12 protein-coding genes are annotated in these 16,965 nt (G+C 42.0%); 9 read left to right on the plus strand and 3 right to left on the minus strand.

From position 1 onward, the window contains the following. Positions 1-299 precede the first annotated feature (299 nt). From V7K84_RS13560 to V7K84_RS13570, 3 genes are all read left to right on the plus strand, one after another. On the plus strand, positions 300-1,607 hold the full coding sequence (locus V7K84_RS13560) for an HlyD family efflux transporter periplasmic adaptor subunit (RefSeq protein ID WP_334838729.1): 1,308 nt from the start codon (positions 300-302) through the stop codon (positions 1,605-1,607). Then, on the plus strand, positions 1,604-2,779 hold the full coding sequence (gene devC, locus V7K84_RS13565) for an ABC transporter permease DevC (RefSeq protein WP_334838731.1): 1,176 nt from the start codon (positions 1,604-1,606) through the stop codon (positions 2,777-2,779). Before V7K84_RS13560 ends, devC (V7K84_RS13565) begins: the two co-directional genes overlap by 4 nt. A 67-nt stretch (positions 2,780-2,846) precedes the next feature. Continuing rightward, complete coding sequence (locus V7K84_RS13570; RefSeq protein ID WP_334838732.1) at positions 2,847-3,551, plus strand: DevA family ABC transporter ATP-binding protein; 705 nt, start codon at positions 2,847-2,849, stop codon at positions 3,549-3,551. A gap of 199 nt (positions 3,552-3,750) precedes the next feature. Here V7K84_RS13570 and V7K84_RS13575 read toward each other — a convergent pair whose 3' ends face one another. After that, positions 3,751-4,701, minus strand: a complete 951-nt coding sequence (locus V7K84_RS13575) for a nuclease A inhibitor family protein (protein ID WP_334838734.1) — start codon at positions 4,699-4,701, stop codon at positions 3,751-3,753. Between the two features lie 125 nt (positions 4,702-4,826). After that, positions 4,827-8,954 (minus strand): HEAT repeat domain-containing protein, encoded by a 4,128-nt coding sequence (locus V7K84_RS13580; RefSeq protein ID WP_334838736.1) that lies wholly within the window; start codon positions 8,952-8,954, stop codon positions 4,827-4,829. Positions 8,955-9,622: 668 nt separating this feature from the next. On the opposite strand from V7K84_RS13580, the gene V7K84_RS13585 reads away from it, so the two are divergent. The 5 genes from V7K84_RS13585 to V7K84_RS13605 all read left to right on the plus strand — a co-directional run bounded on the left by V7K84_RS13585 (position 9,623) and on the right by V7K84_RS13605 (position 15,094). After that, positions 9,623-10,819 carry an ABC exporter membrane fusion protein gene (locus V7K84_RS13585; RefSeq protein WP_442940951.1) on the plus strand — a complete coding sequence of 399 codons (1,197 nt, stop codon included), beginning with the start codon at positions 9,623-9,625 and terminating at the stop codon, positions 10,817-10,819. 200 nt (positions 10,820-11,019) lie between these two features. Continuing rightward, positions 11,020-12,192 (plus strand): ABC transporter permease DevC, encoded by a 1,173-nt coding sequence (gene devC / locus V7K84_RS13590; protein ID WP_334838741.1) that lies wholly within the window; start codon positions 11,020-11,022, stop codon positions 12,190-12,192. An 81-nt stretch (positions 12,193-12,273) separates the two neighbouring features. Beyond that, positions 12,274-12,972 carry a DevA family ABC transporter ATP-binding protein gene (locus V7K84_RS13595; protein ID WP_334838743.1) on the plus strand — a complete coding sequence of 233 codons (699 nt, stop codon included), beginning with the start codon at positions 12,274-12,276 and terminating at the stop codon, positions 12,970-12,972. A 524-nt stretch (positions 12,973-13,496) separates the two neighbouring features. After that, complete coding sequence (locus V7K84_RS13600) at positions 13,497-14,432, plus strand: M23 family metallopeptidase (RefSeq protein WP_334838744.1); 936 nt, start codon at positions 13,497-13,499, stop codon at positions 14,430-14,432. A gap of 122 nt (positions 14,433-14,554) precedes the next feature. Further along, positions 14,555-15,094 carry a late competence development ComFB family protein gene (locus V7K84_RS13605; RefSeq protein ID WP_094352554.1) on the plus strand — a complete coding sequence of 180 codons (540 nt, stop codon included), beginning with the start codon at positions 14,555-14,557 and terminating at the stop codon, positions 15,092-15,094. 223 nt (positions 15,095-15,317) lie between these two features. On the opposite strand, the gene V7K84_RS13610 is transcribed toward V7K84_RS13605, so the two are convergent. Next, positions 15,318-15,950 carry a L,D-transpeptidase gene (locus tag V7K84_RS13610; RefSeq protein ID WP_334839027.1) on the minus strand — a complete coding sequence of 211 codons (633 nt, stop codon included), beginning with the start codon at positions 15,948-15,950 and terminating at the stop codon, positions 15,318-15,320. Positions 15,951-16,628: 678 nt separating this feature from the next. Between V7K84_RS13610 and V7K84_RS13615 the strand changes: the two genes are divergently transcribed. After that, positions 16,629-16,781: a hypothetical protein gene (locus V7K84_RS13615; RefSeq protein ID WP_334838745.1), complete on the plus strand. Its 153-nt coding sequence runs from the start codon at positions 16,629-16,631 to the stop codon at positions 16,779-16,781. The last annotated feature ends 184 nt before the right edge of the window (positions 16,782-16,965 follow it).

Below are 16,965 nucleotides of genomic sequence, written 5' to 3' on the forward strand. Positions count from 1 at the left end.
TATCAGCTTTCCTCTCCTCTACTTTTTTGTAGTAGACAATCAATCCCAATAGGGAATAGCATTCCGCAGCATAAGGGATTTCCAGTTAAAAAAATATCCCGTCTAGGGACACAATACCTGTGCCCATACAAATCTAGAAATGATTGGGGATAATTTATTTTTTGCAAGTCTCTCTAATGCCAAGCAAATTGATTGACAAGTTTAGTTATGTACCATTGACTAAACTAGTCCGTTTAGTTTAGCATAAATTGAACTGGACAGTTTAGTACAGGTTGCTACTGGTGGTAAGGGGGAATAGGATGAGGGAAAACAGGAATTCAGAGGGTTTAGGGTCTTCTCAGAATCTTTTGCGATCGCCACTTCTACTTGCAATACTTACATCTCTAGCAATAGGTGGAATCAGTGTTTATACGTTGATGAAGCTTCAGGCTACAGCTAATGAAAAGCAAACAGCACCAGTAGCAGTTCAGCCAGTGGTAAAAACAGTAACAGCATTAGGGCGGTTGGAACCAAAGGGAGAAATAATAAAACTGTCAGCGCCTTCTTCTAATGAAGGGAATCGGGTAGAGCAACTATTGGTGAAAGAAGGCGATCGCGTCAAAGCTGGGCAGGTAGTTGCGATTATGGACAACCGCGATCGCCTACAAGCTACTTTGAGTGAAGCCCAAAAACAAGTTCAAGTTGCCAAATCTCGCCTTAACCAGGTAAAAGCTGGAGCCAAACAGGGAGAAATTGGAGCGCGTCAAGCAACCGTGAATCGCGTGCAAGTAGAACTACAAGGAAACATTAAAATTCAGCAAGCCACAATTAATCGTCTAGAAGCAGAATTCCTTGGGCAACAACGCAGCTTGCAAGCAACAGTGGCTCGCGTGGCAGCCGAGAGACGTAATGCTCAAGCTGAGGTACAGCGCTACGAGACTTTATATAAAGCAGGAGCAATTTCTAGTCAGGAAGTTGATAGCAGACGTTTAAGTGCAGAAACTTCCACTCAAGCATTAATTGAAAGCCAAGCCACTCAGACAAGAACTGTAGCTACCCTACAACAGCAGCTTAACGAAGCAAAAGCCAACCAGGATCAAACCCTCGCCAGCTTGCAACAGCAGATTAACGAAGCAAAAGCTAACCTGAATCAAACTGCTGAAGTCCGTCCCACAGATATAGCAAATGCACAAGCAGAGGTAGACAGCGCTCAAGCAACCGTAGAGAAAATTAGAGCAGAACTGGCACAGGCATACGTTGTAGCTCCAAAAGCTGGCCGAATTTTGGAGATTAATACACGAGCCGGAGAAACTGTTGGCAATGAAGGAATTGTGGCTCTAGGTCAAACCGACCAGATGTATGCAGTAGTAGAAGTCTACCAAAGTGATATCAAGAAAGTGCGTCCGGGACAGGATGTGCGGGTAAGTAGTGATTCCCTACGCAATGAATTAGAGGGAAGAGTGGATTGGATTGGTATGCAGGTAAAGCGGCAAAATCTAATTAACGCCGATCCCTCTAGCAATATTGATGCCAGAGTAGTGGAAGTCCATGTGCAACTGAATAAACTATCTAGTCAAAATGCTTCTAGCTTCACTAATTTGCAAGTCAAGGCGGTAATTGTATTGTGATTGGATTTATCCAGCAACTGCGGCGGCGAACACCTTTAGGATGGCTGCAACTGAGTCATGAAAAAGGTCGTCTTTTGGTGGCATTGTCAGGCATTGCTTTTGCCGATGTTCTGATGTTCATGCAGCTAGGATTTCAGACTGCCCTGTTTGAAAGTAACACAATCCTGCATCGTAGTATGCAGGCTGATATGTTTGTCATCAGTCCCCAAGCACGTAACCTAGCAAATATGTCTAGCTTTACGCGGCGACGCCTGTATCAAGCAATGGATGTACCAGGTGTAAAGTCGGCAGAAGGAATGTATATCAACATTGTTGATTGGAAAAATCCCCAAACACAACAGAAGACGACAATATTAGTTATGGGGTTCAATCCCGATCGGCAAGTGTTTAACTTAGCAGATGTAAATCGCCAGATAGATGCTGTTAAGCTACCAGATACCGTTTTGTTCGATCGCGCCTCTAGGGGAGATTACAATGAAGCGATCGCTAAAATTGACCAAGGTAAAACTGTCACAACCGAAATAGAACGCCGGACAATTACCATTAGCGGCTTATTTTCAGTCGGGGCTTCCTTCATTGCCGATGGTACTTTAATCACCAATGACCAGAACTTTCTGCGACTATTTCCCAGACGAGAAGCCAGCGGTGTCAGTCTCGGTTTGGTGCAACTACAACCAGGCTACGACCCAAAGCAGATGAAAGCAGCTTTAGAAGATCATTTAGATGATGATGTCAAAGTTTTAACCAGAGCAGAATTTATCGAATTTGAAATAAATTACTGGAAAACAAATACAGCCATCGGGTTTATTTTCAGCCTGGGTGTAGCAATGGGATTTATGGTGGGCGTGATTATCGTCTATCAAGTTCTTTCTACAGATGTGAATTCTCATATCAAAGAATACGCCACTTTCAAAGCAATGGGGTATAACAATCTTTATTTATTAGGTGTGGTGTTTGAAGAGGCGATTATTTTAGCTATCTTGGGCTTTATCCCAGGAGCGATCGCACCTTTAGGACTTTATGCTTTAACTCGTAATGCTACCAATTTACCACTTTATATGACCGTAGCACGAGCTTTGACGGTATTAACACTGACTATGATTATGTGTGTAATTTCTGGTGCGATCGCCACCCGTAAATTACAGTCTGCTGACCCCGCAGATATGTTTTAAATTTGTCATTTGTCATTTGTCATTTGTCCTTTGCAAATGACAATCATCACGAGTAATCGAGCTATTTATGAGTAGTCAACCTGTAATCTCTGTTAAAAATCTCGACCACTATTTTGGTCATGGTCAACTCCGCAAACAAGTTCTCTTTGATATCAACCTGGATATTAACGCCGGCGAAATTATTATTATGACAGGGCCTTCTGGTTCTGGTAAGACTACACTTCTCACCTTAGCAGGCGGCTTACGTTCTGCCCAATCCGGCAGTTTGCAGATATTGGAACAAGAACTGTGTGGCGCTAGCAAACGACAACTTACCCAGGTGCGACGCAGTAACGGTTATATTTTCCAAGCACATAACTTGCATGGTAGTTTAACGGCACTCCAAAACGTCAGAATGGGCTTGGAAGTGCATAATAATATTTCGCCAGCAGAAATGAAAACTCGGTCAGCCCAAATATTAGAGGAGGTAGGATTAGGAGAACGCTTGAATTATTATCCTGATGATTTATCTGGGGGACAAAAACAAAGAGTTGCGATCGCTCGTGCGTTGGTAGGTCGTCCTAAAATAGTCTTAGCAGATGAACCCACCGCCGCCCTTGACAGTAAATCGGGACGAGATGTGGTTAACCTTATGCAAAAATTAGCTAAAGAACAAGACTGTACCATTCTTTTGGTTACTCATGACAACCGCATTTTAGATATTGCCGATCGCATCGTCTATATGGAAGATGGCAAGCTAGTAAATGACCGTGCTGTTGTTGCAGCATCTTAAGCAGATTCTTTTTGAGCAATTCATCATGTCCGGGCAATTAAGCATAATACCCCCAAGCCCACCCCACTAAAGCTGCGCTTGAGCTAACCTCCCGAAGAGCGGGGTGGGGTTGTATTATTATTGGTAATTAGGTGTAAATGACATCACAAATCAAATAGGATTGCTATGGGACTTTTGTAGAGGCTTTTAAAATATCTTTTTAGGGATTGTAATCAAAATCACTTTCTATATAAATTCCAGTTATATCTCCAGCATTGGTTTGACCAATGACATATATAGATTCACGATTCCAAAAACTACATCTGATCGTTCTTAAATCGGTAAGATTTTGTGTTAAAAACTTATTTATTTTTTGATACCTTGGATATAATTCTGCAATTTCATCTTTTTCAAATATCCAGGAAAAACCTTCTAGGTTAAACTCATGAAATCTAGCAATGTCCAGCATTCCTGCTTGATGTAGAGCTAATAATAATGCTTTTTCTTTAGTGTGCGCTATACTTTGAACTAAACAATGATTAAAACTATAATCGTAGCCACCACCATAGTATCCATAAATACTAATAGGCTGTAATTGATTTAAGATTTTTTGAAAATTATCTCTTAATTTTAAAACATTGTCATCAAAAGATTGTTCAATTGTTAAATCTGGTAAAATAGAGTATTTAATTTCATCTTCAATTTTGGTTTCTCTAGCAACAGATTGAGAAAAACAGAACCAATTATTTTCTGGAGTTTTACCTAAGATAACGAAAAAAGAATAGTCAGGACTTTTACTGAATTTTAAAATTTCTATATTGGAGAGATTATTTTGTATAATTTCAGCAAATATATGATATATTTTTGCTCTTTCATCAGCTAACTGATGACTCATAATATCTTCATCTTCGTAGTCATCTGGATCGTCATCTAAATTTAGATAGCCGCGAAGTTCTAATGATTGCCAACTTTTTAAAGCAATATCAATATCTGTTGCATTTATCCATCCTTCATCACGACCAAGACTGAGTAGATTAAAGTCGCCTTTTTGAGTTACATCCCAAAGGAAAGGAACTAAATAGCTATAATGATTATTTGGTAGGCGAAACTCAAGATGTGGTTCGGTTAAAACCTCAAGAGTGCCTAAGATATTCACTGTTTCAAAATTCATAAATTTAGCTCTAATTAGTTTTACGGTTGATACTTGAGCAAACTATTTTAAGTGTCATGATGTCTCGAACTTTGGCAAGTGTGAAATCGCTGTATGCCATCTGCAACATCCTCAATTATTTCCAACTAAACTCTAGCGGCTGCGCGGACAATCCGGTTGCTATCTTGGGCAAGTTGCTGGCGTAAAACGCTTGGAGTTCCAGAATTATCAGCAACGGCGTAGCGTTCCAGCCAGGATGCAGACTGCGCTGCTTGAGTCAGCACTTCATGGGGAGTTAGCGGGTGGAGGAGCGTCACAAACCGCACAAAGGCATTTTCTGAACTCGCGTATTCTGCAAGTATGCTTACTAAATCATCAGTGCTGGGGTTGTAGAGGCGGTTGAGTCCGCGCAACGTGGGACTAGTTTGGCGGGTGGTGGGTTGTACAACTAAATCGCGGAGGGTTTCGCGGATGAGTGCAGGGGTGTTGGGATTTTGAGCAACTGCGCGGCGGACTTCGACTTTTTCATCGTTTGCCAATTGTGTCAGTATTGTTTCAGGAAGATGGGAATTAGAGGCGGTAGCTATACGCACAAATGCGTCCTCATCTCCTGCCAATTGTTCTAAAACACTAACAGGTGAGTTGCTATTAGCAGCAACCTTTACACGAACATCTTTATTTGAATCCCTTGTTAACATTTCGAGAATATTTATAGGAGTATTCGAGTTAGCAGCAATTACCTGACGCACGCTAACTTCTATATGGTTGGCAAGCTGTATCCAAAGCTCAGGAGTGATGTTGGGATGATTAACGATCGCGCTGCAAACATTGGGATTGGGATTTTGAGCAAGTTGTGTCAAAAATTCGATAGCAAGGCTTTGATTACGCGCTAAAGTACTTAAAACTGACTCATTTGATACAGCCATTAGCCGTTCTACAATTGCTGGCGGAAGATTTGCTTGAGTAGCTATTCCCTGATAAACCTGTTGCAGGTTACTTTGCATCAGCAGTTCTAACAGGTTGGGGGGAAGTTCACGGCGATTGCTAATTGCGTAACTGATTTGTTGGTAGTCTTGGTTATTGGGATCTGTAAATCTCAATAGCAGTCGTTCTAGGAGTTGGGTTGGAGTATCAGCACGTCGAGCGATCGCCCAGAGAACGGGGCTATACTCATCAGTTATTAGTTCTTCCAAAACCGTGACAGGTGTATTGGGGTTTTCAGCAACATTACAGCGAGTAGTTGCATCACCAGCTTTGGCTAGTTGTTCTAAAGCGCTGGCGGGAGTATTTCGATGTTTAGCCACTTTATTTACATATTTGTCTATTTCGCGGGGTATTTGCCGAGCAATTCGAGCTAACAAACTAGGAGGAGTATTAGGATTGTCTGCAAAAGCAACGTAGAATAGCTCTCTATATCGGTTAGCAATAACTTGATTAAGACCTTCTAGGGCATGACGTGGTGCATCTGGAGGAGGTGATATATCAAATGTCTCTAATACAGCAGGAAGTGTGTTTGGATTTTTAGCTACAGAAAACCTGACATCTGCATTTGTATCTTGTGCAAGTTGTTCTAAAACAAAAGAAGGGGTGTTTGGATTTTTAGCTACACTAATTCTGACATCTGCACTTGCATCCCTAGCAAGTTGCTCAAGGAGAGTAAGAGAAGACTGGAGATTTTCTGCAACTGCTACTCGTACATCTTTATTTTCATCTCTAGCAAGCCGTTCGAGAAGTACTACAGGAACTTCTTCTTTACGAGAGCGATTTGTACTACGATTACGTAATATATAAGCTAAATTCAAACGTATTTTATCGCTTGTATCTTGTGTAAGTTCAATTAAGGTACTTAAGGGTAGATTGGAATTGCCCATTACAGCTTTACGCACAGTTTCATCTGCATCTTTTGCTAGTTGTTCCAGCACATGAATTGGAGTTTTGTTGCTGTGAGCGACTATTATGCGGGCTTTTTGGTCGCCTTTTACTAGAACCTGCGCTAAAGCATAAGGACTATCAGTGCGACGCGCCATTAATTGATGAGTGTTGGCAATTTCTTGAGCTTCTTCTTTACCTAATAATAATCGACAACGTTCTAAAATAGGTAAGTTGGGATTAGCAATAACTATGTCAAACATAGTTTCATTACTATAAACTTTTTTCTCAACTTCTTCATTCATAAACCGCATTAATAAATCAGTAGGAGTATTTGGATTTTCTGCCAATCTTCTCCACAAATACTCTTTGCGTTCATCTGCAATTCGTCTGAGAAGATATTCAGGCGTAGCCGGATTTTTGGCTAATTTATCACGCAAATCGTTGCTTGTCGCAATCAGTTGTTGTAAATATTCATTACGCTCTGCTTCAGGTACACTTGGGTTAAAAGCTAGTGTCATCCGAAGTTCGGTATCCCCTAAATAGCGGCCAAATTCGTCAGGACTTTTTTTACATTGTTGCCACAATTGCTCTCGTAAAGTTGCTGGTGTAGATGGATTCCCTAATAATGCTGCAACAACTTGTTGATTGCTGCGATCGCTGTTATAAGAGCTATTTAATAAATGCAACAGCCCGTCTAGCATTTGATAATTTGCTGCTAATCTAGCATCACTAGGCACTGATTTTTTTCCTGGGCGATCGCGTCTTTCTGCTGTAAATTTACCTTCCCATTTGATTGATGATTTTTGGCTAGCTAAGTATGCGAGTGTTTGTTGTTCTGATTCATTAAGAGCGTCGATTAAATCATCCCATTCTTTTAAGATAGAATTGCGAAATTCTTCACCCTGTTGCAGCCAAAAAATAATTAATTCTGGTGACTGATGATTATCGATAAATATTTTGATCCGGTTAAGCAGCGATGGTGTCGCATCAGGGGCAATTTGGTGCAACATCTCCATCATCGTATTGAGCGAAGATGATGCACCCGCCAGCTTGTCCAAAATTGCGACAGGAGTTTGTGGATTGCTTGCAAGTTCAATCCGAATATTTTCCTTTGAGCCTACTGCTAATTGTTGTAATAGCATATCTCGCAAGGCTTCAGGTGTTTGGGAATTTTGAGCAACAGCTAGCTGTATATATGGATTAGGATATTGTGTCAAATGTTGTAAAATTTCTACTGAAGCTTGGGGATGTTTGGCAATATTAGCTAAAAATCTTGTCTCATCTTGAACCCATGTTTCTAAAGTTTTGATAATCGGTGAAGAATTACTTTTAGTAAGTATCTCTGCTCTCAACGCTTCTAAATCAACATTCGCTAACTCAGCTAAAATCCTAGTTGGTGTATTTGGCTGTTCTATAAATAAATACAGATGTTCAGAATTTTTCCAAACTGGTTTATCTGCCGCCTCTTCATTAAAAAATCTTTCTAAAATACTAGTTGGTAAATTTTCCCTTCTTTTCAAAAGCTGCTGTTGAGTTGGAAATAATTGATGCAATATTTCTTCCGTTGCATTTCTATGTTCTGCTACAGTTGCTTGTATGACTTTATCTTGATTTTCTGCCAACACAGCCAACACATCTGCGGGTGTTTCTGGATTCTTCACTACCGCTAACTGAATTTTGTACACAGCATCCCCAGCCAATTGCATCAGCGTCTCTGCTGTCGCTGAGGGATTTTGCGCCACAGCCAACCGCACCCGCGCCCAACGACTCTGCCCCAGCATCGCTAATTGTTCGCTATCGGTGTTCCAGTCAGATGCAACGGCATACTGTCCTTCCACTAATTCAATTAATGGTGGTGGACAACTGGGATTAAACTTCACCGCCAACCGCACTGGTAATTCTAAATCACCCGCCAACTGTTCCAACACTGCTGACGGCGTTTCTGGCGACTCTGCTACCTGTAACCTTGGTTCTAAAGTTGCTTCCTGTGATAGTCGTTGTAATAATTGCAACCGATAACGCAACGGCATTTGGGGGTTTCGCAATCCTTGAATTAGTCGCTCTGCTGGAACCCATTCGCTGAGGAAGCAAGGAGGTACAGTCCCAATTTTGAGTAGTTCTACCGCCAATCGGTCGTTTTGCCCTAGCTGACGCTGTTGCAGGATTTCATCAACTGCTTGCTGCCACCCGTCTGTTATTTCTCCTGCCAAATTTACGTGCAAACTTGCTGCTTCTGCTACCTGCTCATCAGGACTATTAACTAGAATCTCTAAAAGACTTCGCGGTGTCTGGTGGAAACTAGCAACGGCTAATTGCAATCCTACTGACTGTTGCAATAACTCCTCTGGTGCTGACAAAAATCTTTGCAAATCCGATCCGCTAACTGGCTGAAGAGGTTGCATGGCTGTACAACTAGAGCTAACAGTACATTTATACTATAAAAGGGATACGTCAAAACTATTGTGAAAGTTTTGTATCCCTATCTTTATAATTCCCAATAGCAAACAGACTTAATACAGTAATCCTATTTGATTTGTGAGAATTGCAAGCCACAGGTGTCTCAATCCAGTTTGGTTAAGGTTTTATCTTTGAATGGGATTATAGCGGTTCTCGGCTCTTGTGAGGTATAAGAACCCCACCCCGCAAGCGAAGAGGGGAATACGATCTACCTAATATGATTAGGAAAAGCAATAATCATCAAAATTTGATATAAATTTCCACCGATCGCAATCACACCAAATATTTTTTGTTATTTACTTAATTTGATTATGATTGTTGGCGCTGTTACAACCCGGAATTTTAAAAGCGTTTACTATACCTGAGTACTTTCATAAAACAAAAGTAGTTTGCTAAAAACATAAACCTCTAATTCGGTAGAGATATTCGTTGTTATCCTAGCCAGCTAAATCACTTTATCTAAGTAAAAGCTCAACAATTTCCAAATTATTTTATGGACTTGGAAGTGATAAATCAACAATCACTGACTCAAGAAGTAGGAATTAGCAAACAAGTACGGAGAAAAGCCTAATCTGTTCTTTTTTCTGCGCCACTAGTTAAGAGGTAATCTATGGTGCGAAACTCAAAGCTAGGGTACAGAACGTTCCCTAAGTCGATTCTGCGTCCATCCGTTGCTATAGGTATAACTATATCTTTATTGGTTGGCGGAATAAGTTTTTATATAGTAAAACGCGGGCAAAATTATGCCAATCCAGAGGCACAAGTACCAGCAACACAATTACCACAGTTAAAAACGGTAACAGCTTTAGGGCGACTCGAACCACAGGGAAAGGTAATTAAACTTTCCGCTGCGGTGTCTGCGGAAGGAAGTCGAGTAGAAAAGTTGTTGGTGAAAGAGGGGGATAGGGTAAAAGCAGGACAAGCGATCGCAATTTTAAACAGTCGCGATCGCCTCCAAGCAGCATTAAAAGAGGCGCAGGAACAAGTAAAAGTAGCCCAAGCAAACCTAAACCGCACCCAAGCAGGTGCTAAACGCGGTGAAATTGCTGCTCAAAAAGCTGCGATCGCTCGTCTAGAAGCCGAACGCCAAGGTGATATTAATGCCCAAGCGGCGACAATTGAGCGATTTCAAGCCGAAGTGCGTAACGCCCAAGCAGAAGACGAACGTTATCAGCAACTATATCAACAAGGCGCAATTTCCGCTTCTCAACGGGATAGTAAGCATTTAAACTTGGAAACCGCCCAAAAAAGCTTGCAAGAAGCCCAAGCACAGTTAAATCGTACCCAATCAACTAGTCAGCAACAAGTTAAACAAGCCACAGCAACACTCGATGAAATCGCTGAAGTGCGGGGAGTGGATGTAGAAGCTGCCCAAGCAGAAATTAATCGTGCCGTAGCAGCCATGAATCTGGCAAAAGTCAATCTCGAACAGGCTGAGGTGCGATCGCCCCAAAATGGACAGGTATTTGAGATCCATACCCATCCTGGAGAATTAGTATCAAATGATGGCATTGCAGATATTGGACAAACCAGCCAGATGTATGTCATCGCCGAAGTCTACGAAAGCGATATCGGCAAAGTACATTCAGGGCAGCAAGTGCGAATCTTTGGTGATAACCTCCCAATTGAATTGCAGGGAATCGTAGATCGCAAAGGTTTACAAGTGCGACGACAGAATGTCATTAACACAGATCCCGTCAGCAATATCGACAACAGAGTAGTAGAAGTCCACATCCGGCTAGATGAAGCTTCCAGCCAAAAAGCCGCCACCTTAACCAATATGCAAGTTAAGGCAGTAATTGAATTGTGAAATTTGTCATTTGTCATTAGTCACTTGTACTGAGTTTCGACTGCGCGGTAATCGAGCGAAGTCGAGATTCAACTACCGCGTAGTCGTTGGCGCAGCCTCTCGTAGAGAAGTATTAGTCATTGGTTATTAATTCTTCTTCGTTACTCCCTTACTCCCTCATCTCCCTTGTCCCCTCATACCCCCACTCCCCACTTTCGATCATGGGATTGCTCAAACAACTGCGACGGCGAACCCCTCTAGGATGGCTGCAACTGAATCATGAAAAAAGCCGTCTTTTAGTGGCATTATCAGGCATTGCCTTTGCGGATCTTCTGATGTTCATGCAGCTAGGTTTTCAGACTGCGCTATATGACAGTAACACCAGACTACATCGCAGTTTGCAAGCAGACATTGTTTTAACCAGTCCCCAAGCCCGTAATTTACCAAGCTTGTCTACATTTTCTCGTCGGCGACTTTACCAAGCAATGGATATACCAGGGGTGAAGTCGGCGGAACCAATGTATTTCAACAATACAATCTGGAAGAATCCCCAAACACACCGTGAGACAGGGGTGTTAGTTATCGGCTTGAACCCAGACAAGCCAGCCTTTGACTTACCCGATGTTAACCAGCAATTGCAAGCGATCAAAATGCCGGATACCGTGTTATTTGACCGTGGTGCAAGAGGAGATTATCAAAAAGCGATCGCTCAAATTGACCAAGGTAAAACCCTAACTACTGAAATAGAACGGCGCACAATTACCATTAGTGGCTTATTCCAAGTCGGGGCTTCCTTTGGCTTTGATGGCAACCTGATTACCAGCGATCAAAATTTTTTGCGGCTATTTTCTGGGCGACAGTCCAACAGTGTCAGTCTAGGTTTGATTGTTCTCAAACCAGGTTATGAACCGAAAAAAGTAGCCGCAATGCTCAAAGCCTACCTCAAAGATGATGTCAGAGTATTCACCCACGCTGAATTTATTGAATTTGAGAACAATTTCTGGAGAACAAATTCCCCAATTGGGTTTATCTTCAGCCTGGGTGTATCGATGGGGTTTGTGGTGGGCGTGATAATCGTTTATCAAGTCCTCTCCACCGATGTTAATGCCCACGTTCGAGAATACGCCACCTTCAAAGCAATGGGATATCGCAATTACTACCTGCTAGGTGTGGTGCTTGAAGAATCGTTGATATTAGCAGCACTGGGCTTCTTCCCCGGATTGGGAGTGTCTTTAGCACTTTACCAACTGACTCGCAGTGCCACAAATTTGCCTATGTACATGACTGCGATTCGAGCATTGCAGGTATTAGTGCTGACTATCATTATGTGTACCATTTCTGGTGCGATCGCCACCCGCAAACTTCAAGCCACCGACCCTGCTGATATGTTTTAAATTTGTCATTGGTCATTGGTCATTTGTCATTTGCAAAGGACAAATGACCAATGACGATCGTCACGAGTAATCGATCTATTTATGACTAGTCAATCCATCATCTCCATCCAGAATCTCGACCACCACTTTGGTTACGGCTCACTCCGCAAGCAAGTTTTATCTAGTATCAGCTTAGAGATTAATGCTGGTGAAATTATTATCATGACTGGGCCTTCTGGTTCTGGAAAGACTACCTTACTGACCTTAGTGGGTGGGTTGCGTTCTGCCCAATCTGGTAGTTTGCAGGTGTTGGGACGAGAACTTTGTGGTGCTAGTGCTGAAGAACTAGTGCAAGCACGACGCCATAACGGTTATATTTTCCAAGGACATAACTTGCATGGTAGTTTAACGGCACTCCAAAACGTCAAAATGGCTTTAGAATTACACAAACATCTTGGGTTAAAAAAAATGCGAGCTAGGTCAGCCCAAATGTTAGAGCAAGTAGGATTAGGAAATCATTTGCATTACTACCCCGATCAACTGTCTGGAGGACAAAAACAACGAGTAGCGATCGCTCGTGCTTTAGTCAGTCATCCTCAAATAATTCTCGCGGATGAACCTACCGCTGCCCTTGACAGTCAATCGGGACGAGATGTAGTCAATCTCATGCAAAAACTAGCAAAAGAACAAGGCTGTACAATCTTGATGGTTACTCATGACAACCGCATCCTAGACATTGCCGATCGCATAGTTCAAATGGAAGATGGCAAACTCAAGTCAAAAGTAATACTATCAGCCTAAAGTTAATTAGCGTATTCCCTGATTCAGAGTTGATTTATAAGGTAAATCTGAAGTGTGGCGTGGCAGACTCACATTTTTCCCTTAATATCATAGTTTTTTGGCGACTAAACCGCGATTATTCAGTAAATTTTAAAATATTTTTGAATGGTATGTATATAGTTTAATTTATCTTCACTGACTTACTTACCTAGTTTAAGTAATTTCCCCATACCGATTTCAACCTAACAATGTGATATTAGTGTCCAGTTGAAAAAGTGTCCAGTTGATTCCAAGATTTCCTTCAAGTATTATTTATGTAATCACAGTTAAATTTTATGCTCATTGCCAATGTCATACACCTTGGTTATTAGAGTTAAGACCAATTTCCTAAAATTACAGATAAAATGATTTGCCCTTGCAATCCATAAGTACCTGGAGAATTTCCGAGAATTTATGGTTGTCAACAACATCGGCTTCAAACAGGAAACACTAGCGATAATAAGCTAATCTATTTTCCAATACAAGCAAGGGTTTTTTGTAATTCTATGACTATTGAGAATAGCACTAGTAGTTCAAACAAAAAGTTGCTCGGTTTTGATGTCAAAACTTTGACAGCCAATTGCCGTGGAATAAATGTGTTAAAGGGAATATTTGCTGTTCTCCCGATCGCCTTGGCATTGCCTGTAGATGCTTTGCAAGTAAAGGTGACTCCAACGAATCCGAAATTAGGGGATACACTCTCGGTGGAGATTAATTTAGATAATCCAGAGAATGGTACAAATCCAACAGTAGCCAGTGGTAAGAATACATACCCAGCCTTTGAAATTGCGCCCAATCAATATCGGGCTTTTGTTCCCACAACTCCATTAGAAAAAGCTGGAACTAGAACACTTCGGGTTGCAGGGGATGGTCAAATGCAAAACTTGGCAGTGAATGTGCTGAATCGCAAATTCCCCGTACAACGCATTACTTTGCCACCTGGCAAAGCCGGAGTGGATGCCACAGAGTATGAACTTAAGCGTGTGGCGGCTTTTAAGGCGCTACAAACACCAGAAAAGTATTGGAATGGAGTATTCCTGAAGCCAAATGCAGGGCGGATGAGTACAAACTATGGTGTACGTCGCTACTATAATGGTACATTTGCAAAGGACTACTATCATCGTGGTCTTGACTACGCTGGTGCTGCCGGTTCACCAGTAATTGCCCCAGCCTCTGGGCGAGTTGCTTTGGTAGGTAGGGTATCCCAAGGGTTTCGGATACACGGTAACGTAGTTGGCATTGACCACGGTCAAGGAGTAACCAGTATTTTCATGCACCTGAGTCGTATTAACGTTAAAGAAGGTGATTTTGTAAAAGCTGGTCAACTAATTGGTGCAGTAGGTTCAACAGGTGCAGCCACGGGGCCACATTTGCATTGGGGTCTGTATGTCAACGGACAATCTGTCGATCCAACACCTTGGCGAACTAAGGTCGTTAACTAGTAGAGGCAGAATTGATCGCGTCCTTGGCATAATTTGTGTATTTTTTGCTGAGAATTAGGCAAAATAAATTGGATTGATACCGTCCCTACCTTGCTTGGCCAACATAAATGATGATAAGCGTTATGAGTATCGAAAAAATTGTAGAACAAGCTCTCCAGGATGGTTATTTGACACCAGCAATGGAAGCAGAAGTCGGTAGAATCTGTGATAACGCCTCGGAACTCTCAATAGAAGAGTATATGGCGTTGGATCGGCTGATGGGTGCGCTATTGACTGGTGAGGTAGTGGCGGTACCTCGCAAACAATTCATTAACGTTATGGAAGAATTGGTGCTGACGGAAGCGATCGCACGAGTCGCAGAAATTGAAGCCACCAGCGAAAGTTCTTTAGATGTTGGGGATATTGCCGCTTACGCTCTCAACCGGCTACCACCTTTGTATGCTACTACAGAAGAGGGTGCTAACTTCCAGCGCCAAACGGCTCAGGCACAACTGCAAGACTTAATTTCTCAACAAATAAGTGAGGCGATTAACCGTTACCTCGATCGACCCGATTTCTTCCCAGAACGGCAAGCCTTGGGTAAAAATACTGGTAACGAGGTTGTACGCCAAGTCAGTGCTTTACTCCAAACATACGCGCCTAACTTTGAGCAAAAATTATAATTTTCAGCGTCATTGGTCATTGGTCATTGGTCATTGGTCATTGGTCATTGCCACTAAGATAAGTACAAAGTTTTGTGTTTCCTAGTTCCCAGCCTCCAGGCTGGGAAACCATTCTGTGAGGCTCCGCCTGCTCTTTCTTGAACAAGATTACACAAGCCTTTCGGTTTTTCTTAGTGCCATTCAGTCATTTGTTTTAGATAAATGACAAATGACTCTTAATAAATTAATCACGTACCACCACTGTTGTCCCTAAACTCACTTGCTCATATAACAATCGGACATCAGAATTACGCATTCTTAAGCAGCCGTGGGATACAGCCGTTCCTACCAGATCAACATCCGGCGTGCCATGAAAGCCAATTTCATTCCGTCCATCTGACCAAAAACCAATCCATCTATCTCCCAAGGGACTATCCGTACCAGCCTCAAATACTTTGCCAGTAATCGGGTGACGCCAGATTGGATAATGTCGCATATGGATCACCTGGAAAGAACCTGTGGGTGTTTCCCAACCTTTCTTGCCGACAGCAATCGGGTAGCTGGCGATCACCTCATCTCCTGCATATACATAAGTGCGGCGATCGCTTAAATCAACCACTACTTGCGTCTTGACATTTGCCAGCCTACTAGATGGTACTTGTTGTGCTGAAGCCTGAGACCACAGACCTTTTGGCCAACTATCTGCAACTGGATTTTGTTTTTCTACTTTCGCTACCAACTGCCTCTGAGTTGGTAGGTCGCTGGCTTTAGCTACATTATTCTTAATAATTTGGGGCTTAGTTTGAGGCTTAATGGTAGCAGGCTTGAGTTTAGAAGCCCTACGAATAGTTGCTTTAGCTAGATTCTTCTTAATTATTTGCGATTTAAGGGTAGAAGACTTGAGTGTAGAAGCCCTACGAGTAGTTGTTTTAGCTAGATTCTTCTTAATTATTTTTGATTTAGTTTTAGGTTTAATAGCAGAGGACTTTGGTGTAAACCTCCTCTGGGCAGTCGAGCCTTGGGTAACTTCATCAAGTGGCACAGATCCACCCAGCGCAATTTCCCCCAAACTCACTTGGGAAAGATTCTTGTAGACTCCCTCTGGCCGGCTTCCCTTAAGATTGGTTCGGTTAGAATCTCGCCGCATCGAAGTAGATGCAGACTTCTCATACTGCCGTTCCGCCGTACTAATGCGCCAATGGACAGCTAAGGATAAAAATGCTGTGCCAAAACAAAGCAGCATTACCATACGCCCTACAGATTCGTTTCTTACCATTGCCATCGCCTATTGTTTATCCCTGACATATCCAGCCGAGTAAATGGATGAGTTCATCATCCGATTATCAAAAATTTATCAATACTTATCATTTCTGCTGTAAATCTGCCAACACCTTTGGGCAAACTAAGACTATGCAAATTGTCCCAGCGGCAAAATTCCAAGTCAGCAACCTCATTCTTCAAAAGTTCTGAGCGTCGTAAGCCTCTCCTCGGACTTTTTGGTGGAACTCTTGAAATGTAGCAATCAATCATTAATGGTGTAGGTGGATGAAAAACCATGTTTGAAAAACTATTGCTAGCGGTAACAATTACATTTTCCCTCAATTTATTTTTTCAAGTTCGCGTACCAGAGCAACATAACTCTAATGCTGCCTTCGGGCCACAACCAGAACAATCAGCAACTATTCTGGTAACGAAATCAAAAAATTAAATCATCATCTTAGCAACCACAGCAACCTAACTTCCAGAAATTATTACCCGAATTTTAAAGGTATGAAGAAGTTAGAATTACAAAATTTTATCTTCATTTTTATAGCTAAATTTAATTATCTCGATCAAGCGTATATATCCAGTTGTTAAAAGTACTCAAATGTGCATTGTATCGCGCCTTTGTT

The sequence above is a fragment of the Nostoc sp. genome (assembly GCF_036917315.1).
Lineage (GTDB): Bacteria > Cyanobacteriota > Cyanobacteriia > Cyanobacteriales > Nostocaceae > Nostoc.